22 protein-coding genes are annotated in these 18626 nt (G+C 68.5%); 14 read left to right on the top strand and 8 right to left on the bottom strand.

Features of this window, described 5'->3' with window-relative positions:
• Positions 1–54 precede the first annotated feature (54 nt).
• The 5 genes from NMI01S_RS36115 to NMI01S_RS30285 all read left to right on the top strand — a co-directional run bounded on the left by NMI01S_RS36115 (position 55) and on the right by NMI01S_RS30285 (position 4147).
• A complete protein-coding gene (locus tag NMI01S_RS36115) occupies positions 55–672 on the top strand; it encodes a helix-turn-helix domain-containing protein (protein ID WP_063002173.1) in 618 nt (205 codons plus the stop codon).
• Complete coding sequence (locus NMI01S_RS30270; protein ID WP_063002174.1) at positions 669–1349, top strand: hypothetical protein; 681 nt, start codon at positions 669–671, stop codon at positions 1347–1349. Before NMI01S_RS36115 ends, NMI01S_RS30270 begins: the two co-directional genes overlap by 4 nt.
• Positions 1350–1465: 116 nt before the next feature.
• The gene (locus NMI01S_RS30275; RefSeq protein WP_063002175.1) at positions 1466–1762 is read left to right on the top strand and encodes a DUF2516 family protein; all 297 of its coding nucleotides are present in this window, start codon (positions 1466–1468) and stop codon (positions 1760–1762) included.
• A gap of 84 nt (positions 1763–1846) precedes the next feature.
• Positions 1847–2875, top strand: a complete 1029-nt coding sequence (locus tag NMI01S_RS30280; protein ID WP_063002176.1) for an alpha/beta fold hydrolase — start codon at positions 1847–1849, stop codon at positions 2873–2875.
• 255 nt (positions 2876–3130) lie between these two features.
• Positions 3131–4147: an alpha/beta fold hydrolase gene (locus NMI01S_RS30285; protein WP_063002198.1), complete on the top strand. Its 1017-nt coding sequence runs from the start codon at positions 3131–3133 to the stop codon at positions 4145–4147.
• A gap of 218 nt (positions 4148–4365) precedes the next feature.
• On the opposite strand, the gene purU is transcribed toward NMI01S_RS30285, so the two are convergent.
• The gene (gene purU / locus NMI01S_RS30290) at positions 4366–5253 is read right to left on the bottom strand and encodes a formyltetrahydrofolate deformylase (RefSeq protein WP_063002177.1); all 888 of its coding nucleotides are present in this window, start codon (positions 5251–5253) and stop codon (positions 4366–4368) included.
• 109 nt (positions 5254–5362) lie between these two features.
• Between purU and deoC the strand changes: the two genes are divergently transcribed.
• Positions 5363–6037 (top strand): deoxyribose-phosphate aldolase, encoded by a 675-nt coding sequence (deoC, locus tag NMI01S_RS30295; protein WP_036506096.1) that lies wholly within the window; start codon positions 5363–5365, stop codon positions 6035–6037.
• Between the two features lie 9 nt (positions 6038–6046).
• On the opposite strand, the gene NMI01S_RS30300 is transcribed toward deoC, so the two are convergent.
• Positions 6047–6802 (bottom strand): LmeA family phospholipid-binding protein, encoded by a 756-nt coding sequence (locus tag NMI01S_RS30300; protein WP_084513395.1) that lies wholly within the window; start codon positions 6800–6802, stop codon positions 6047–6049.
• A gap of 115 nt (positions 6803–6917) precedes the next feature.
• Here NMI01S_RS30300 and NMI01S_RS30305 point away from each other — a divergent pair, with 115 nt between their 5' ends.
• Entirely contained in the window at positions 6918–7541 is a 624-nt protein-coding gene (locus NMI01S_RS30305) for a hypothetical protein (RefSeq protein ID WP_063002178.1), read from the top strand.
• A gap of 85 nt (positions 7542–7626) precedes the next feature.
• Here NMI01S_RS30305 and NMI01S_RS30310 read toward each other — a convergent pair whose 3' ends face one another.
• From NMI01S_RS30310 to NMI01S_RS30320, 3 genes are read right to left on the bottom strand one after another with little or no spacing between them, the layout of a single operon-like run.
• The gene (locus NMI01S_RS30310) at positions 7627–8496 is read right to left on the bottom strand and encodes a class I SAM-dependent methyltransferase (RefSeq protein ID WP_245717089.1); all 870 of its coding nucleotides are present in this window, start codon (positions 8494–8496) and stop codon (positions 7627–7629) included.
• A gap of 35 nt (positions 8497–8531) precedes the next feature.
• On the bottom strand, positions 8532–9047 hold the full coding sequence (locus NMI01S_RS30315) for a DUF2505 domain-containing protein (protein ID WP_063002179.1): 516 nt from the start codon (positions 9045–9047) through the stop codon (positions 8532–8534).
• A gap of 37 nt (positions 9048–9084) precedes the next feature.
• Positions 9085–9570, bottom strand: a complete 486-nt coding sequence (locus NMI01S_RS30320; RefSeq protein ID WP_063002180.1) for a DUF2505 domain-containing protein — start codon at positions 9568–9570, stop codon at positions 9085–9087.
• Between the two features lie 41 nt (positions 9571–9611).
• Here NMI01S_RS30320 and NMI01S_RS30325 point away from each other — a divergent pair, with 41 nt between their 5' ends.
• Both NMI01S_RS30325 and NMI01S_RS30330 read left to right on the top strand, forming a co-directional pair.
• Positions 9612–10703 carry a UDP-N-acetylmuramate dehydrogenase gene (locus tag NMI01S_RS30325; RefSeq protein WP_084513396.1) on the top strand — a complete coding sequence of 364 codons (1092 nt, stop codon included), beginning with the start codon at positions 9612–9614 and terminating at the stop codon, positions 10701–10703.
• 69 nt (positions 10704–10772) lie between these two features.
• The gene (locus NMI01S_RS30330) at positions 10773–12014 is read left to right on the top strand and encodes a L,D-transpeptidase (protein WP_439956319.1); all 1242 of its coding nucleotides are present in this window, start codon (positions 10773–10775) and stop codon (positions 12012–12014) included.
• 41 nt (positions 12015–12055) lie between these two features.
• Here NMI01S_RS30330 and NMI01S_RS30335 read toward each other — a convergent pair whose 3' ends face one another.
• Entirely contained in the window at positions 12056–12790 is a 735-nt protein-coding gene (locus tag NMI01S_RS30335; protein WP_063002182.1) for an SDR family NAD(P)-dependent oxidoreductase, read from the bottom strand.
• 58 nt (positions 12791–12848) lie between these two features.
• Here NMI01S_RS30335 and NMI01S_RS30340 point away from each other — a divergent pair, with 58 nt between their 5' ends.
• The 4 genes from NMI01S_RS30340 to NMI01S_RS30355 all read left to right on the top strand — a co-directional run bounded on the left by NMI01S_RS30340 (position 12849) and on the right by NMI01S_RS30355 (position 16657).
• On the top strand, positions 12849–13673 hold the full coding sequence (locus tag NMI01S_RS30340; RefSeq protein ID WP_063002183.1) for an alpha/beta fold hydrolase: 825 nt from the start codon (positions 12849–12851) through the stop codon (positions 13671–13673).
• A 98-nt stretch (positions 13674–13771) separates the two neighbouring features.
• A complete protein-coding gene (gene mshA / locus NMI01S_RS30345; RefSeq protein ID WP_063002184.1) occupies positions 13772–15124 on the top strand; it encodes a D-inositol-3-phosphate glycosyltransferase in 1353 nt (450 codons plus the stop codon).
• Positions 15121–15624, top strand: coding sequence for a type III secretion system chaperone family protein (locus NMI01S_RS30350; protein WP_439956318.1), 504 nt, complete (start codon positions 15121–15123; stop codon positions 15622–15624). The genes mshA and NMI01S_RS30350 overlap by 4 nt, the downstream gene beginning before the upstream one ends.
• A 79-nt stretch (positions 15625–15703) precedes the next feature.
• A complete protein-coding gene (locus NMI01S_RS30355) occupies positions 15704–16657 on the top strand; it encodes an ROK family protein (protein WP_063002185.1) in 954 nt (317 codons plus the stop codon).
• A gap of 39 nt (positions 16658–16696) precedes the next feature.
• Here the strand turns inward: NMI01S_RS30355 and NMI01S_RS30360 are convergent, their stop codons facing one another.
• On the bottom strand, positions 16697–16918 hold the full coding sequence (locus NMI01S_RS30360; RefSeq protein ID WP_063002186.1) for a DUF4287 domain-containing protein: 222 nt from the start codon (positions 16916–16918) through the stop codon (positions 16697–16699).
• Between the two features lie 124 nt (positions 16919–17042).
• Here NMI01S_RS30360 and NMI01S_RS30365 point away from each other — a divergent pair, with 124 nt between their 5' ends.
• Positions 17043–17420, top strand: coding sequence for a hypothetical protein (locus NMI01S_RS30365; RefSeq protein WP_218021163.1), 378 nt, complete (start codon positions 17043–17045; stop codon positions 17418–17420).
• Here the strand turns inward: NMI01S_RS30365 and NMI01S_RS30370 are convergent.
• A complete protein-coding gene (locus NMI01S_RS30370) occupies positions 17372–18607 on the bottom strand; it encodes an FAD-dependent monooxygenase (RefSeq protein ID WP_063002188.1) in 1236 nt (411 codons plus the stop codon). The two genes, NMI01S_RS30365 and NMI01S_RS30370, sit on opposite strands and share 49 nt — an antisense overlap.
• Between the last annotated feature and the right edge of the window lie 19 nt (positions 18608–18626).

Raw genomic sequence — 18626 nt, forward strand, 5'->3', positions numbered from 1 at the left:
GTTAGCACCCTCATTTAGAATCGACCGTACAACCGCCGGAAGGTGAGCAGTGTGATGGCACAGGAACCAGAGGTTTCTGATCGGAACACGGGGGAAACCGCAGAGACGTCTGCGGTTCCCGGAGACCGGGTGGGTCGCGTAGCCAACGCGGCGCACGACATCGGAGGCTTCATCCGGGCGCAGCGGGAGGCCGCTCAGGTCTCGTTGCGTCAGCTCGCACAGCTGGCGGGGGTGAGCAATCCGTACCTGAGTCAGATCGAGCGCGGATTGCGCAACCCGTCCGCCGAGGTACTCACGCAGATCGCCAAGGGTCTGCGCGTGTCGTCGGAGGTCTTGTACGTCCGGGCCGGTTACCTCGAACAGAGGGAGCACAGCCCGGTGCGGGACGCACTGCTGGCCGATACCGACATCACGGAGCGGCAGAAGCAGGTGCTCCTGGATATCTACGAATCGTTCCGCCGTGAAAACGGCGGGAACGACAACGGAGGGAACGTCTCGGAATCCGTTCAGGGGGAATCCGAGGGGGGCGTTCCAGGGGGGAGCAGGGGCGGTGTGCCCGAGAGCCCGAGGGGCGGTGCACCCGAAAGCCCAAGGGACAACGAGGTTCCGCACCATGCCACCGATGGCAGTACTACCGAAATCTCGCCACGCCAGGAGAACGAACAACTATGACCCAGCCCAACGTCACTGTGACCAAGCCGATCTACGCGACCGTCGGAGCCGGTGACGCGCTCTACGCGGCGGTCAACGACATCGTCGACCGTGTCCGCGACCGCGCCGCCACCGTCGATGTGAACTCCCGCGTCGAGGAGGCTCGCGAGCGCCTGTCGAATCTCCCTGCCGATGTGCAGGACCAGATCGAGACGCTGCGCGGCCGCCTGACCGGACTGCCCTCCGAGCTGCCGGACGACCTCGCCGAACTGCGCGAGAAGTTCACCCCGGAGGAGCTGCGCAAGCTGGTCGACCAGTACTACCGCCAGCTGGTGGATCTGTACTCGGATCTGGCCGTGCGCGGTGAGGAGACCGTCGACCGGCTGCGTTCCAACCCCGGCTTCGACGAGCGTTTCGACAAGGTCGAGGGCATCTACACCGATGTCGTCACTCGCGCCGAGGACGTCCTGACCAAGGTGTCCGACCAGGCCCGTGGGTTTCTGGGCAAAGCGGCCGAGCAGGCCGACGAGGCCGCCGCGGTCGTCGACGCCGAGGTCGTCGCGGTGACCACCGAGGCCGCCGCGGAGGATCCCGCCCCGGCGAAGAAGGCCCCGGCGAAGAAGGCCCCCGCCAAGAAGGCGCCGGCCAAGACCACTACCGCCACCACCGCGAAGAAGACCACTCCGGCCAAGAAGTAATTCGGCCGCAGCAGAGACCGGCCGAGGGGTAATCCGGAACCGCCACGCGGATCCGGGTGGTACCGGATCCCGCAACGCCCGCATGCGCACTGCCGCATGCGGGCGTTGCTCCTATCATGGGTGCTGTGTACCAGCTGACTAGTGCAATCCTGTGGCTGCTCTGGCTTGCCGCGATGGCCGCGAATATCTTCGCGCTGGTGCACGCGATTCGGCAGCGTGCCGACGCGTTCACGGCCGTGGACAAGCTCACCAAGCCCATCTGGGTCTCGATCCTCGCGGTCGCCCTCGGTTTCCTGCTGCTCGCCCGCACGCCGGTCGGATTGCTGGGGATCGCCGCGGTGATCGCCACGGGCATCTATCTGGCCGATGTGCGGCCGAAGGTCGACGAAATTCAACGCGGTCCGCGCTGGTGAACCCGCCGTCCTCGCGCTTGCACTAGCAAGCACCCACTCCTTCGGGTTACTGTATCGATCAGTAACACACAAAGGAGTGTTCTCATGCAGGCAACGTTGCCCAGCACGGTGGCGGTGATCGCGGAGCGTCTGCGCGGGCTGCTGTCCGGCCATCGCGCAGCCCTGCGCACCCGGCCCTACGGCCTGCCCGCGCTGAATTCGCCCGCGGTGCCGTGTGAGGTGACCACGGTGACCGCCTCCGACGGCGCCCGGCTGCGCGTGCACAGCTACGGCCCCGCCGACGGCGAGGCGATCGTGCTGGCGCACGGCTGGACCTGCTGCATCGAATACTGGAATCCCCAGATCAACGCCTTCGCCGGCGAATACCGCGTGATCGCCTACGACCAGCGCGGTCACGGCGAGAGCGAATCCGGCACCGCGCCGCTGTCCACCGACCTGCTGGCCGACGATCTCGCCGCGGTGCTGGACGCCACCCTGCGTCCCGGCCAGCGTGCGGTCCTGGTGGGGCACAGTCTCGGCGGGATGACCATTCAGGCCTGGGCCGGCCGGTATCCGCGCCAGGTCGCCGCGCGAGCCGATGCGGTGGTGCTGGCCAATACCGCCTCCGGCGACCTGATCGCCGAGACCACCGTGGTTCCGCGATTCAACCGTGGTCCGCTGGCGCTGCCGTTCCCGGTCGGGCGCCTCGGGCTCGGCCTGCCGGTGTTGTTCCCGCCGATCGGGCCGGTGAAGTGGATCTTCCGCCGCCAGATCATGAGTCTGGCGTCGACCGGTGAAGTGGTCGACTTCGCGCTGGCGATCGTGCGCTCGTGCCCGGCGATGGTGCGTTCGCGATTCGGTTTCCTCCTGGCCGAACTGGCTCTGCAGAGCTGTACCCGCTGTGTGACCGTGCCGACCACGGTGATCGCCGGTTCCGTGGACGATATGACGCCGCCGGTGCACTCCGAGCGCCTGGCCGAGGAGCTGCGCTCGGTCGGCGCATTCCGCAAGCTGGTCGAACTGCCGACCGGTCATCTGGGCAACGTCGAGGCATACGAGGCGTTCAACGACGAACTCGCCCAGGTGCTGGCCGAAACCTACGCCGCACGGCGCATGCGCGAGGCGACCGCTTAGCCGGTTCGGCAATCACTCAGCGAATTCGGCGTAGCACTTCCGTGCCGCCGGGCGATAAATGGGGGTAGTGGGACGTTGCGCCGGCGGTTGTGAATGCCGTTGGGCGGAATGGGTATTCGGCCGATGCGGGGGTGCGGGCAGCGCTGAAGTGCGGCTTCGCCGGACAAACGTGCGAAACCGGAAATTCTTCGCTGCTTGCACTAGCAAGCACCGTTGCTAGCGCGGTAACGTGCGGTAGGACACAAAGGAGTGGTCATGCTGGTGAACCTGCCCGAGAACGTTGCCGAACTACGGACCGGCATCGGCGCGCTGACCGGCGGATATCGCGCGAAGATGCGTTCGCGCACCTACCGCACGGCCGAGTTGAACTGCGCACCCGACGCCGAGGTCCTCTCGGTCACGACCACCGACGGTGCCCAGCTGCGCGTCCACGCGTACGGCCCGGCCGACGGCGATGTGATCGTCTTCGTGCACGGCTGGTCCTGCTGCCTCGAGTACTGGAACCCGCAGATCAACGCCTTCGCCGGTGACCACCGCGTCATCGCGTTCGATCAGCGCGGTCACGGCGCCAGCACCCTGGGAACGGGCCGGTTCGACGCCGAACAACTCGCCGACGATCTGTGCGCCGTCCTGGACGCGGCGGTGCCCGCGGGACGCAAGGCCGTGCTGGTGGGACACAGCATGGGCGGCATCACGATTCAGGCCTGGGCCAAATTCCATCCGGAGCAGGTGGCGCAGCGCGCGAGCGCGGCCCTGCTGCTCACCACGACGGCGGGCGATATCGCCGCCGAAACGCGAGTGCTCCCCATCTTCAACGACATCGTCCCGGCCCCCAACTGGCTGGGACGCGCCCTGTTCGGTCAGCCCGTGCCGTTCCCGGCCGGCGCCCCGGTGCGCGGAATCTTCAAGGCGCGCATCATGAATCGATACGCCACGGCGGACCAGGTGGACTTCTGCCTCTCGATCGTGCGCTCCTGCCGTCCGCTGGTGCGGGCGAAATACGCGCTGGCGCTGATCGAACTCGAAATCCACGGCGCCGCAGCGAATCTGTGCGTCCCCACCAGCGTCATGGCCGGCGCCTACGACAATCTGCTGCCGGAGAGCATGTCGCGCAAGATCGCCGACGAGCTCGCCGCGGCGGGAAATCTGGATCGCTATTCGGTCCTCGCCACCGGACATCTGGCGAATATCGAAGCGAGCGCGGAGTTCAACGCCGAACTTCGCCGATTGATCGAGGTCACTCGCTTCGGCCGCCGTGCGGTGGCGGGCTGAGCGCCCCGCGACGGCCCGCCGGGGCTGGACGTACTCGCGGCGCGGGTGCATCCTGGTGACCCACGTTCGGATCGGGAAGTCGCCACGAGACCTGTCGTAGCGGAGCCGCGCTGCCGGCTCCGCGCGGCGAGGACGGCAACACGACGCTGAATCGTGTTGTCCGCCAAGGCCGGTCAAGGGCGCCCGGTCTTGGCCCGCCGCGTTACGAGAAGGTTCCGCTAGGAAAAGACGACGGTGCGCCGCCCGTGCACCAGCACGCGCCCCTCCAGATGCCATCGCAGTCCGCGCGCCAGCACCACCCGTTCGATGTCGCGGCCCTGCCGGACCATGTCGCGCACGGTGTCGGCATGGTCGATGCGGCTGACATCCTGTTCGATGATCGGTCCCGCATCCAGATCGGCGGTGACGTAATGACAGGTGGCGCCGATCAGCTTCACACCGCGCGCGAAGGCCTGATGATACGGCCGTGCTCCCACGAACGAGGGCAGGAAGCTGTGATGGATGTTCAGCGCCCGCCCGGCCCAGTGCTCGCACAGCTCGGCCGGCAGCACCTGCATGAACCGTGCCAGCACCACCGCGTGCGGATCGTGCGCGTCGGTGAGCTCGCGTACCTGCTCGAAGGCGGGGCCGCGTTCGGCCGGATCGGCGGGAAAGGGCACGTGGTGGAACGGAATACCGTGCGCGCGGGTCATCTCGCCCAGATCCGGATGGTTGCCGATCACCGCTTCGATGGTCGCGGGCAATTCGCCGCTGGCGGCCCGCCCGAGCAGATCGTGCAGGCAGTGCCCGTCGCGGCTGACCAGCAGGACGGCGCGGCGGCGGCGCCCGGAATCCAGCAGTTGCCAGTCGGTCTGCGGGCCCAGCTCGGCGGCCACGACGGTGAACCGCTCGCGCAACTCGTCGATGCCGAACGGCACCGTCGCGGCCGCGATGGCCTGGCGGGTGAAGAACCACCTGGTGTCGGGGTCGGAGTGATAACCGGCCTCCACGATCGACCCGCCGAATTCGGCGATGAACGAGGTGATGCGGGCGATGATGCCCGGTCGGTCGGGACAGCCCAGGCTCAGGACGAAACGCCGATCATCTGCTGACACGGTGCCACTCATGCGCACGATCCTCGCAGGTTGCGCCCAGTTCGATGACGGCACCCGGGCGGCGGGCCGCAAAGCCGGTCCGGGGTAATCGAATTCGCGTGCTGTGCCAGACTTGGTCCTCATGTCCGACACCGCCCCCACCGCCTACACCCGCGCCCAGGTCGCCGCGATGATCGATCACACGCTGCTGGCCCCCGAGGCGACCGCCGCCGATGTCGCGAACACCATCGCCGAGGCTCGTGCACTGGGCGTCTACGCGGTGTGCCTGTCGCCGTCGATGCTGCCGGTGACCGCTCCCGGACTGGCCGTCGCCACGGTCGCGGGCTTCCCCTCGGGTAAACACCACTCCCTGGTGAAGGGCACCGAGGCGCGATTCGCGGTAGAGCAGGGCGCGGCCGAGGTCGATATGGTGATCGACGTCGGCGCGGCGATCGCGGGGGACTACAACGCGGTGCTCGCCGATATCGTCACCGTGCGCGAGGCGGTCGAGGACCGGGCGCTGCTCAAGGTGATCATGGAGTCCGCGGCACTGTCCGATGCGGCGATCGTCGAGGTGTGCCGCGCCGCCGAACGCGCCGGCGCCGACTTCGTCAAGACCTCCACCGGATTCCACCCCGCGGGCGGAGCCGAGGTGCGGGCCGTGCGGTTGATGCACGAGACCGTGGGTGGGCGGCTCGGCATCAAGGCCAGCGGCGGCATTCGCACCGCCGCCGCGGCCGCCGAACTGATCGCGGCCGGTGCGACCCGGCTGGGGTTGTCCCGCTCGGCGGACGTCCTCGCCGGTTTCCCGGAGTAGGGCCCGCGATCAGCAGCGGATCTCCGTGTCGCCACCGCCCTGCAGCGTGGTCGGCCCGCCGCGCAACGACACCGAGATCCCATTGTCGGTGACCTTCACGCTGGTCGGCTGCATACCCAGCGGGTAGTTCTGCAGGCTCTGCGTCATCGAACCGACGATGCTGTCGACCAGATCGGTGGGCAGCCCCAGCCCGAGCAGTGACGCCGACTGCGTGCTGACCTCGATCTTGCCGTCCACGATGTGCGGCTGAACCTTCAGATCGGCGATCCCGCCGAGCACCTTGACGTCCAGGGTGCCGCCGGCCGGATCCGATTCCACGCCGGATACGAGACCGGTCAGGGTCTGGGCGATTCCCTCGTTGCTCCAGGTCGCATCGGCGGAGCTGCTGCCGACCTTCGCGCCGCCGCGCCCGCCGTCGAGCAGGGTGATGTCGTTGAGCTTGGCGTGGACCTTCATGTCCACGGCCGGGCCGAACTTCGCATCGTCGCTGTCGACGGTGATGTATTGGACCTTGTGGTCGACAGCGGTGAGCAGCAACGGCTTCGGTCCGAATCCCACATCGACTTTCGACCCCAGCTCCTTCTCGACCTGGGAGGCCATGCACTGCTGGTTCTTGTGCCGCAGATAGGTTTCGGCGCCCGCCGCGGTGCCGACCAGTGCGAGCAGCACGACGAGTCCGATGATCAGTGCTATCCGCCGCCCGTTGCGGCGTCGGGGTTCACCCGCCGGTGCGGGAGCGGGTACCGCGGTGTCCGGAGTGGTCATGGCAACCGATTCTTCCCGAGCTTTCTGAGCCCGCTCTGTGGAGCCTGTGAGGCTTGTCATGCAGAGGCCTGCCGATTGTGACATGTGGCACATCGGTCCGGCGTAACCTGGTCGCATGTCCGCGCATGATCCAGGAGATGCCGCGGCTGCGCGCCGACCGGGGGATTCCGAGCAAGGGTGGTGGGTACTGCGCCAGCTCGCCGACCGGCACGCCGGATACTTCACCACGCGCATCGTGTTGCGTGCCGGATGCGAGCACCGGATCCGCGGCGCCCTCTCCGACGGCTCGGTGATCCGCGTCGGCCTCGGCATCCTGCGGATGGCCGATTGGCCGGACGGCCCACTCGACGAATACGCCATGTGGGCGGCGTGGTTCGACGGCGCCGCCGCCGTCTCCCACCACAGTGCCGCCGAATTGCACGGCCTGGGCCGGCTGCGCCCGCGCTTCCTGCACCTGTCCGCGAGTGCGGGCCGCCCGCCCGCGGCGCCCCGGCTAGTGGTCCTGCGCCGCGATCTGCATCGCGGTGATGTGGAATCGGCCGGTGCGTTCCTGGTGACCACGCCCGTGCGGACCGTACTCGACCTCGCCGAGACCGGGATCGGTCAGGCGGCGCTGGACGAGGTGGTCGCCGACGCGGTCGCCATCCATCGCTGTATTCCGCAGGAAATCGCTTCGGCGAGTGCGGGTTTGGCGCCGCACGCGGCCGCGCGAGTGCGCAGGGCCCTCGCCGCGGCATAGGGCGCACCGTCGCCCGAAGATCTCGCGGGTAACGCTCGACGAGCAGTGCCGTCGTCGTGCGGTCGCAGGGGACGCGACCTCGAATTCAGCCGGGCCGCACGCACTCCCACGGCACCGAGAGCACGCAGTCACGCATCCGGCGGCGATAGTTCCGCACCGGAAAACCCTGCTCCCGCAACAGTTCCGCCGCCGCCCGCCAGCGCACGCGCGGACCGTACACCGCCATCGGCGCGGCATGCGACCACGCCCGGTCGGCGGCGGTGAGCAGCGTGTGCACGCGTTCGCCGCGGACATTGCGGTGGATCAATGCCTTCGGCAGGCGTTCGGCGATATCGGAGGGTTTGTCGACGGTGAACGGATCCCAGGCCAGCGTCAGCGAGATCGGGCCGTCGCGGTCGAGCAGAATCCACGCGCAGCGGCGGCCCAGTTCGTCGCAGGTGCCTTCGAGCAGGAGCCCCTCGGGCGCCGATCCGCCGAGAATGGTCGCCCATGCCCGCGCGACCTCGCTCTCGTCGTATTGCCGCAGCACGTTGAACGCCCGCACCAGTACCGGCCGCAGGCCCGCGAGTTCGAATCCGCCCCTGGCGAAGCGCACGCCGTCTCGATCGGGAACGACGCGTGCGGGATCGATCTCCAGACCGACCACGCGAATGTCGCCGCGAACCCGGCGTAGCCGGGCCGCCAACTCCAGCGTGGTCACCGGACTCGCCCCGTAGCCCAGATCGACCACCAGCGGGTCCGGGGCCGACCGTAGCCGCTGGACGACCATCGGGTCGTGGGTCAGCCAGCGGTCGCTGCGGCGCAGCCGATTGATTCCGGTGGTTCCGCGAGTGATGGCGCCCACCGGCTTGGCCTTGCCGGGGAGCGCGAGGCCCGCCGGTGCGGCGGTACGTGGGTGCGCGGTCGAGTCGAGGCGTCCGGTGCTCGCGGGGTGGGCCCGGCCCGGCGATCTCATTGCGGTGACGCAGGCGTGCGATGGAACCACGGGCCTCAGGCTGTCGGGCGCTGCTCTTCCAGCCACTGCTGGGTGAATTCGGCTTCGGCGCGGAACAGGTCGACGAGATTGACCAGCATCATCTGCTCGAGTTTGGGGCCCAGCATCGGAATGAAGACCTTCGCCACGGGTGAGGTACGCAGGGTGCAGCCGGTCTCGGTGGGAAACAACCGCACGGTGCCGGTCAGCGTGCCCGGACCGGCCGGAACCGAGGCGCTGAACTCGCCCTCGACCTCGGGGCCGAACGGTCCGTAGCTCTCCTTGCGGGTGATCACGAGATCCTTGCGCATCACGGTCTGCGCGATCTCGGGCAGCATGTCGCGCGGCAGGATGTGCCGGAGTTCGAGTTCGATACCGTCCCCGTCGGCCTGCAGGTGGACCACCTCGTTGGGCGAGTGCTTGCGCATCTCTTCCATCCGCGCATCCCAGTAGGCGCGGTTGCACAGCGCCGCGTACACCTCTTCGGTGGTGTGCAGCGGATAGCGAGCGGAATAGTCCAGTCGGCGGGCCATGGGGGACCAGGGTACTGGTCCCCGGCGCGCGCCCGGATCAGTGGTTGGTGATCCAGGTGTTGGTGAAGTCGGTCTCCGAGGCCAGCAATTCCAGCAGTTTCTCGGCCACCACGGCCTCGATCTTCTTGCCGAACAACGGGATCGTCACCTCGACCGAGCCGTCGACGACGGCCTGGGAGGCGGTGTCGGAACCGGTCAGGGTGACCGTGCCGCGCACCTTCGCGGGCGCACCGTCGACATGGGCTTCGAAAACGCCGGACAGGCCCTCGTAGTTCTCGGTACGCGGGATGATGAGATCGCCCGGGCGCACCGAGGTGATGGCGGGGGGCAGTTCGGAGGCGGGGATGGTCTGCACCATCTCCACGCGGAGCCGATCACCGTCGGCCGAGAAGGAGTCCAGCCGCGCACCGGGCCCGCCGACCTCCTCGATGCGGTCCTTCCAGTACTGCTCGTCGGCGAGCGCAGCACGCACCGCCGCGGCGGGGTGCGCGTAGTGAGCTGTGTACGCCAGGGGTGTCGCCATGGTGTGACACGCTACCGTCTTTCGATGTGCAGACATCTCGAGTGGTGGCATTCGACAACGTGCGTGAGTTGCTGAGCGCGACCGGCGCGCAGGTGCGCGAATCGGTGCCGCTGGCGCAGCTGACCACGCTGCGGGTCGGCGGACCCGCGACCGTCGCCGAATGTCGCACCACGGAGGCACTCGTCGAGACGGTGCGCAGCCTCGACGCCGCGGGCGTTCCGGTGTTGCTGGTGGCCGGTGGTTCCAATCTGCTGATCGCCGACAGCGGGTTCGCCGGCGTGGTCGTCCGCATCGCCACCGACGCCGTCGAACTCGGATCCGGCAGCGTGACGGCCGAGGCGGGCGCGGACTGGGACGGTGTGGTCGCGGCGACGGTCGCGGCCGGATTCGGCGGACTCGAGTGCCTGTCCGGAATTCCGGGTTCGGCCGGCGCGACGCCGGTGCAGAACGTCGGCGCCTACGGCGTCGAGGTGGCACAGGTGCTGCGCCGGATTCGGCTGCTGGATCGCGTCAGCGGCGAAATCCGCTGGGCCGCACCGCAGGAACTCGGCTTCGGTTACCGCACCTCCGTGCTCAAGCATTCCGATCGCGCCGTGGTGCTGGCGGTGGAGTTCGCGGTGAATCCGGACGGTGCCAGCGCCCCGCTGCGATACGGCGAACTGGCCCGCGCCCTCGGCGCCACCGACGGCGAATCCCGTCCCGCCGCGGCCGTGCGCGAGGCGGTGCTCGCGCTGCGGGCCGGTAAGGGCATGGTGCTCGATCCGGCCGACCACGACACCTGGAGTGCCGGTTCGTTCTTCACCAATCCCGTCGTCGCGCAGGATCGGGCGCCGGCCGTCCTCGACGCGATCAGGGCGCATGTGGGAGATATCACTATTCCGACCTATGCCGCCGAGGGCGGGGTGAAATTCTCCGCGGGCTGGCTGATCGAACGAGCGGGTTTCGGTAAGGGTTTCCCAGGTCCGGAGGCTCCCGTCCGGTTGTCGACGAAACATACGCTCGCCCTGACCAACAGGGGTTCCGCCCGCGCCGCGGACCTGGTGGACCTGGCGCGGACCGTGCGGGCGGGCGTCGAACAGCGCTTCGGAATCAGGCTGGAACCCGAGCCGGTGACCGTCGGTCTCGAGCTCTAGGGGTGGCGTGCGCCACGTCGCGATCGGGCCGGGCTGTCGGAGTGGCGCGGTAAATTCGCGGAAGTGAACATTCGAGGAATTGCCGGCCGCCGGGCCGTACTGGTCGGGGCCGGCCAGCTGGCGGTGGCCGCGCTGGTGGCCGGATGTTCGGGCAGTAGTGGGAGCGGTTCGTCCGCGCCCAAGGCGTCCGGCCCGGTCGCGAAGCTGACATACGAGCCCGGCAGCGGAGCCGCCGACGTCAACCCGGTCGCACCCGTCTCGGCGACGGTCACCGGGGGCCGCATCGACCAGGTCGCGCTGACCAATCCGGACGGTAAGCAGGTCACCGGCACCCTGTCGCCCGACAAGAGCAGTTTCAAGGTCACCGAGCCGCTCGGCTACGGCGTCACCTACACCTGGTCGGGCACGGCGGTCGGCACCGACAACAAGCCCGTGTCGATCGAGTCGAAATTCACCACCCTCGCTCCCAAGCAGACCGTGTCGGCCACCATCAATATCGGCGACGGTCAGGAGGTCGGCATCGCCGCGCCGATCATCCTGCAGTTCAAGAAGCACGTCGAGAACAAGGAAGCGGTCGAGAAGGCGCTGACCGTCACGACCACCCCGGAGGCCGAGGGCGGCTGGGCCTGGCTGCCGGACGAGAACGGCGGCTCCCGCGCGCACTGGCGCCCGCGCAACTACTGGGCGCCCGGCACGGCGGTGACCTTCGCGGCCAAACTGTACGGCCTGGACCTCGGTGGTGGCGCCTACGGCAACTCGGATCTGTCCTCGCAGTTCACCATCGGCCGTAGCCAGATCGTGAAGGGGTACGCACCCAGTCACCGGGTGCAGGTGATCCGCGACGGTTCGACGCTGTTCGACTTCGCGTGCAGTTACGGCGAGGGCAACGAGGCGCGCAATGTGACGCGGTCAGGTATCCACGTGGTGACCGAGAAGTACGAAGACTTCCTGATGTCGAATCCGCCGTTCTACACCAACGTTCGCGAACGCTGGGCGGTACGGATCTCCAACAACGGCGAATTCATCCACGCGAACCCGGAATCGGCGTCCGCGCAAGGTAATACCAACGTCACCAACGGCTGCATCAACCTGAGCACCAGCGACGCCCAGCAGTACTTCCCGACGGCCATGTACGGCGACCCGGTCGAGGTCACCGGCACATCGATCGCCCTGTCCGCCGCCGACGGCGACCTCTACGACTGGACCATCGACTGGGACACCTGGAAGACCATGTCGGCGATCCAGGGCGAGCCGGCGCCGGTGGTCTCGGCGACTCCGGTGGCACCGGGGCCCGTGCGCGGCGGGAGTTAGCGAACCCGCTCACCGCCCCGGCTCAGCTGCGGCGCCCCGGCTCAGCTGCGGCGGGCGAAACGGCCGGCGTCGGCTTGGTCGCGTGGCTTCACCACGATGGTGTCGAGGTTGACATGCGGTGGGCGGCTGGCGACGAAGCCGATGATCTCGGCGATGTCGGTGGCGAACAGCGGGTCGATGCCCTCGTAGACCTTGGCCGCGCGCTCGGTGTCGCCGCCGAACCGGACCAGCGAGAATTCGGTTTCGACCGCGCCCGGCGCGATTTCGGTGAGCCGCACCGGCTTGCCCAGCAGTTCGCCGCGCAGGGTGCGGTGCAGGACGGCCTGCGCGTGTTTGGCCGAGGTGTAGCCGGAGCCGTTGTCGTAGGGCTGCAAGGCGGCGACCGAGGTGACGGTGACGATCAGCCCGTCACCCGAGTCGATCAGTTTCGGCAGCAGCGCCTTGGTCACCCGCAGCGTGCCCAGCACGTTGGTCTCCCACATCCACCGCCAGTCGTCGAGATCGGCCTCGGTGACCGGCGCCAGCCCCTTGGCTCCGCCGGCGTTGTTGACCAGCACGTCGGCGCGTTCGACCGCATCGGTGAACAGGCGCACCGACGACTCGTCGGTGACATCCAATTCGATTGCGGTACCGCCGATCTCGTCGGCCAGCGCCTGCAGCCGATCCATCCGGCGCGCTCCCACGTAGACGTGATAGCCCTGTTTGGCGAGCTCGCGGGCGGTAGCCTCACCGATTCCCGAGCTCGCTCCGGTGACGACGGCATGACGGGTGCTCATGGGCACCGAGCCTAGCGTGCGGGCATTCCCGGAATTCCGGCCCGTTAGCCTGGCGAGCATGGCGATTCGGGAAGTGGTCAGCGCGGACGGAACCAACATCGTGTATCAGGTCTCCGGGCCCGAACAGGGACGTCCGCTGGTGTTGTTGCACGGGTGGGCCGGCACGTTGCGGTGCTGGGGCCGTGCGGCGGAGATTCTGGCCGAGACGTTCCGGGTGGTCGCCGTCGATCTGCGCGGGCACGGGTACTCCGGTGCGCCCGAGACCGGATACGACGATCCGAAGAACTGGGCGGCCGACGTCGCCGCGGTCCTGGCCGCCGAGGACATCACGGCCGGTGCGGTGCTGCTGGGCTGGTCCTACGGCGGCATCGTGCTCAGCGACTATCTGACCGCCTACGGCACCGGCGCCCTGGCCGGGGTGGTGTATTGCGGATCGCAGGCTGGTATCGGCCGGGGCGTCGAGGGTTCGCAGCCCGGGCCGGCGATGCAGAAGGCCATTCCCGACGTATTCGAGGAGAGCGCCGGCCGGGCGATGCGTGGATTCGCCGCCTTCGGCAACGCCAACACCGGGCCCGGCCGGGACAAGGGCGAAGACGCCCAGCGCCTGTTCGGCGGCAGCCTCGCGACCCCGCCGCGGGTCCGCAAGGCGCTGTTCTACCGCACCGTCGACAACACCGAGACCCTGCGCAACCTCGACGTTCCGGTGTTCGTCATGCACGGCACCGCCGACCCCGTGGTGCCCGTCGAGAACGGCCGCTACATCGCCGAACACGCGCCGCAGGCGCGCACCTCGTTCTGGGACGACGCCCAGCACGGCCTGTTCGTCGAGGACCCCCAGCGCTTCGCCGACGAACTGACCGAATTCGTTGTCTCGCTCGGGTGATCCCGCGCACACCCACCTCCCAGCCGTGGGTGTGACTACGCTCACTCGAGCCTCGCGCGCATAACGGTTGACGCGCCGAGGCGTGCACACTGGAGTGTGTGAGTTATCGCCCGGATCAACGTCCGCATCGGATCGCGGTGTTGTCGGTGCACACCTCTCCACTCGCGCAGCCGGGTACCGGCGATGCGGGCGGGATGAACGTCTACGTGCTGCAGTCGGCGCTCCAGCTGGCTCGCCGCGGCGTGGAGGTGGAGATCTTCACGCGGGCGACGTCCTCCAACGACGAGCCGGTGGTCGAGGCCGCGCCGGGGGTGCTGGTGCGGCATGTGGTGGCGGGACCGTTCGAGGGGCTGGACAAGCACGATCTGCCGACTCAGCTGTGCCCGTTCGCCGCGGAGGTGTTGCGTCAGGAGGCCCGGCAGCTGCCCGGCTACTACGACCTGATTCATTCGCACTACTGGCTTTCGGGGCAGGTGGGCTGGCTGGCCCGGGATCGGTGGCGGGTGCCGCTGGTGCATACCGCGCACACGCTGGCCGCGGTGAAGAACGCCTTCCTGGCCGAGGGTGACGCGCCGGAACCGCTGTCGCGGGTGGTGGGCGAGAAGCAGATCATCGCCGAATCGGATCGGCTGGTCGCCAATACCGCGGAGGAGGCCCGCCAGCTCGTCGAGCTGTACGGCGCCGAATCCGGGCGCATCGACGTGGTGCCGCCGGGTGCGGATCTGTCCCGCTATCGGCCCGGTGACCGGGCGGCGGCGCGCGCCGAATTCGGTATCGAGCCGGACGAGCAGGTGGTGGCCTTCGTCGGCCGGATCCAGCCGCTGAAGGCCCCCGATGTGCTCGTGTTCGCCGCGGCCGAGGTGCTGCGCGCCGAACCCGAGCGCAAGCTGCGGGTGCTCATCGTGGGCGGGCCCTCGGGGACGGGTCTGGATCGTCCGGACGCGTTGATCGAGTTGGCCGCCACGCTCGGCATCTCGGATCGGGTGACATTCCTGCCGCCGCAGCCGCCGCATCGTCTGGTGCAGGTGTACCGGGCCGCGGATATGGTCGCGGTGCCGAGTTACAACGAGTCGTTCGGCCTGGTCGCCATCGAGGCGCAGGCCAGTGGCACGCCGGTGCTGGCCGCCGATGTCGGCGGATTGAGTACGGCTGTGCGAGACGGTGTTTCGGGGATGTTGGTGTCGGGCCACCAGGCCGACGAGTGGGCGGCGGCCCTGCGCGGACTGCTCGACGATCCGGAACGGCTGCGGCGGATGGGCGCGGCCGCGGTGGATCATGCGGCCGGCTTCTCCTGGGAGCACACGGCCGACGGTTTGCTCGACTGCTATGCCGAGGCGTTGGCCGGACATCGGGGTGTGCGTTCGCGAATGCCGGGTACGTTGCCGACAGAGGGCAGTCAAGCCAGATCGCGGGCGCTGTGGCGGCGCCGGATGGGAGTGGTACGCCGGTGAGTGACACCATCGCGCAGACCGCGCAGTTGATCGACGACACCGTGCGCGAGCGCGAGATCGACTACACCCGTGAGGGCCGGGACACCTTCGTCGTGGTGCTGCCCGGTGAGCGCAAGCTGAAGACGTCGGTCATGCTGACGGTCGGCAAGCACGGCGTGCGCGTCGAATGCTTCGTCTGCCGCAAGCCCGACGAGAACTTCGAGGGCGTCTACAAATATCTGCTGCGCCGCAACCGCCGCCTCTACGGTGTCGCCTACACCCTGGACCGGGTCGGCGACATCTATCTGGTCGGCCGCATCGCGACCCACGCCGTGACCCCGGACGAACTGGACCGCGTCTTCGGTCAGATCCTGGAGGCGGTCGACGGCGACTTCAACGTGCTGCTGGAGCTCGGTTTCGCGGAATCCATTCGGCGCGAATGGAAATGGCGTGTGTCGCGCGGCGAATCGTTGAAGAATCTGCGGGCGTTCGAGCATCTGGTCGACACCGAGGAATCCTGAGGACCGTCCGCCTCGTCCGATGCCCCGCGCCGGGTACCGTGCATCCGACCGGGTGACGCGCTGAGGAGGCGGTGGCGAAGTGGCTGTGCTGGCTGTGGATATCGGCGCGACCAAATTCGCGGCCGCCGTCGCGGTATCGCCGATCGGCGCGGTGCCGGGCGACGAGTCCGCCGCGCGGCCGCCCGCCTTGCGGCATCTCCACCAGGTGGGCGTCCCCGCGCGCGACGTGTGGGCGACCTGCCGTGAGCTGCTGCGCCGGGTGGTCGGTGCCGCATCGGCCGACGAGGCGTGTGGCGGTGCGGCTTTCGAGGTGACGGTGGTCGGTATCGCCGCCGCCGGACCGGTGGATGTCCGTACCGGCAGCACCGCACCGCTGAACATTCCCGAGTGGCGCGACGGTTTCCCGATCGTCGCCGCCGTGCGAGAACTGTTCCCCGAGGCCGATATTCGATTCGCGATCGACGGCGCGGCATTGGCGTTGGCGGAGTATCGGGTCGGCGGATTACGCGGTGTTCGTTCCGGATTGGCGATGACGGTCTCCTCCGGCATCGGTGGCGGCATCATCAGCGACGGCCGAGTCGTGTTCGGCCGCACCGGGAATGCCGGGCACGTCGGGCATATCGTGGTGCCCGGCTGGGAGGTGCCGTGCGCCTGCGGCGGGGTCGGGTGTGTGGAGGCCGTCGCGAGTGGGATGTCGTCGGTCCGCTGGGCGCGCGAACAAGGCTGGCCCGGAACCACCGGGGCGGAATTGGCCCGTGCCGCCGAAGCGGGCGACCCGATCGCTCTCGCGGCGCTGTCGCGCGCGGGAACCGCTCTGGGACAAGCTGTTTCGTCTGCGGCCGCGACGCTCGACATCGACCGCGTGGTGATCGGCGGAGGTTTCGCGCAATCCGGTGGCCCGCTGTGGGAACCATTGCGCGCGGCGGTGGCGAGACATGCCCGCCTCGGCTTCATCCGCGAGCTGGAAATCCTGAAATCCCCGATCACGGACGGAGCTACGCTGGTGGGCGCGGCGGTCTTGGCCGGGGACTGAGAAGCCGCGATGCCGCGAGGCGTGCCGACCGTGCGCCGCTCACCCGTTGTCGATGCTGCGCACATGCGCGACAAGCGCGTTCGCATGCCCGTGCCCCAAGCCGTGCTCGCTCTTCAACCAGGCGACCAGCTCCATATGCTTGGTCAGCTCCGACCCGCGAACGACCTCGAACCATTCCTCGACGGGCCGGCCGTACTTCTTTTCGATGGCGGGGAAGTAGGACGCGGGACCCTTCACCGCCGGGGTGCTCGGTGTGCTCATAGTCGTATGGACGGCGCCGATCGAGGCGCCTCATCTCCGGACGGCTGTGATGTGAGCCACAGAACATCGGTCGCGCCCACTCGATTCGCGATCATGGCAGAGGTCGTACCTCAGGGGGATGCACATGGTGATGGGCACGATTCAGATCGGCGTCGTCGTCTGCGCGGCGCTGGTGCGGTGGACGTCGGCCGGATGGTTCCTGATCCTCGGCGTCGTGTTCACCGCGGGGTTGCTACCTGCAATTGTGCTGGGCCCGTTGATCTTCGCCGGATTCCTGGGCTCGTCGACGATATGGCCGCTGCTCGCCGCCGCCGACCTCTTCCTGATCGTCAGCGCGCTGACGGTGGCGGACGGCGGCGACAACGGTCCTCTGGTGCCGATTCTCGACAAGAACAATCCCGACCCCCGCACGGTCGATCGTGTCGACCGGATCGGCAAACTGAGCGGTGTCGCCTATCTGGTGACCCTGGTGGTACTGCTGTCGGCGATCGTCGGCACGTAATCGTCGACGGTCATGGAGTTGTACACGCGGGCGCTCCTGGTGGTGAGGCGGAGAAAGGCGCGGCTCGCGCTCGCGGGCAGGACCGAGAGCAGGCGCGTGGCCTGCGCCAGGCCGGTGACCCCAAGCCGGGAGGTGGGGATCAATGTCTTCGCCGCACTCGCCGCGACCGCGTGGCTGCCGCGGACATGCGCGGCCATCGCGCGTTCGTACGCGGGGAAGGCGCGTTCGTGGTCGCCGCCCGCTCGTGCCAGCTCGCCCGCGAGCGCGTACGCTCCGATCACGGCCAGCGTGGTGCTTCCGCCGACGGCCGGGCCCGGGCAGTAGCCCGCATCGCCGACGAGTGTCACTCGCCCGCGGGACCAGGTATCCATGCGCAGCTGGGTGATCGAGTCGAAGTAGAACGCCGGGGTGCGGTCGAGTTCGGCCAGCCACTCCTGTACCTCGCTGTCGAAGCCGCGAAAAGCGGTGCGCAGCAGCTCTTTCTGGTGCGCGATATCGTGGTGGTGGTACGCGAGCTCGCGGCCGCTGCGGAACAGGAACAGCGCCCGCGCTTCGCCGCGGTGGCGCTCGCCGTACATGCCGGCGGTGCGGCCGACACCCACGTGGATGTGGAGTTCGCGATCCGCACCGAAGGTTTCGGGCAGCGTCAGCACTCCGAGGTAGGCCCCCGTGAAGGCGCTGAAACCGGACTCGTCTCCGAAGACCAGCCGCCGCACGGTGGAGTGCAGTCCGTCCGCACCGACGACCAGATCGAAGCGACGCGGCGGGGCGTGCTCGAACCGCACCTCACCGTCGGGCGAGATCGCGGTGACCGAATCGCCGAAGACGTATTCGACGTCGTTTCGCGTTGCGTCGTAATAAATTCGGCTCAGATCGTCGCGCATGATCTCCGCGTGCCGGTCCGACGTGGCGCCGAAGATCGTGGCGAGATCGACCGGCACGGACCGGCGTTTGCCCTCGGGGTGCAGAACCATCCGTTCGGTCCCCGTGACCCGCTCCTCGATTCGAGGCAGCACGCCCATCTTTTCCGAGATATCCATGGCGGGCCGGAACAGGTCCACGGCATGACCGCCCGTCCTGCGCAGTGCCGGCACGCGTTCGACGACCGTCACGCGGTAGCCGTGGCGTGTGAGCCAGTACGCGAGCACCGGACCGGCGATGCCGGCGCCGGAGATGAGAATTCGCATCGAATCGTCCGATCGTGTG

The sequence above is a fragment of the Nocardia mikamii NBRC 108933 genome (assembly GCF_001613505.1).
GTDB lineage: Bacteria > Actinomycetota > Actinomycetes > Mycobacteriales > Mycobacteriaceae > Nocardia > Nocardia mikamii.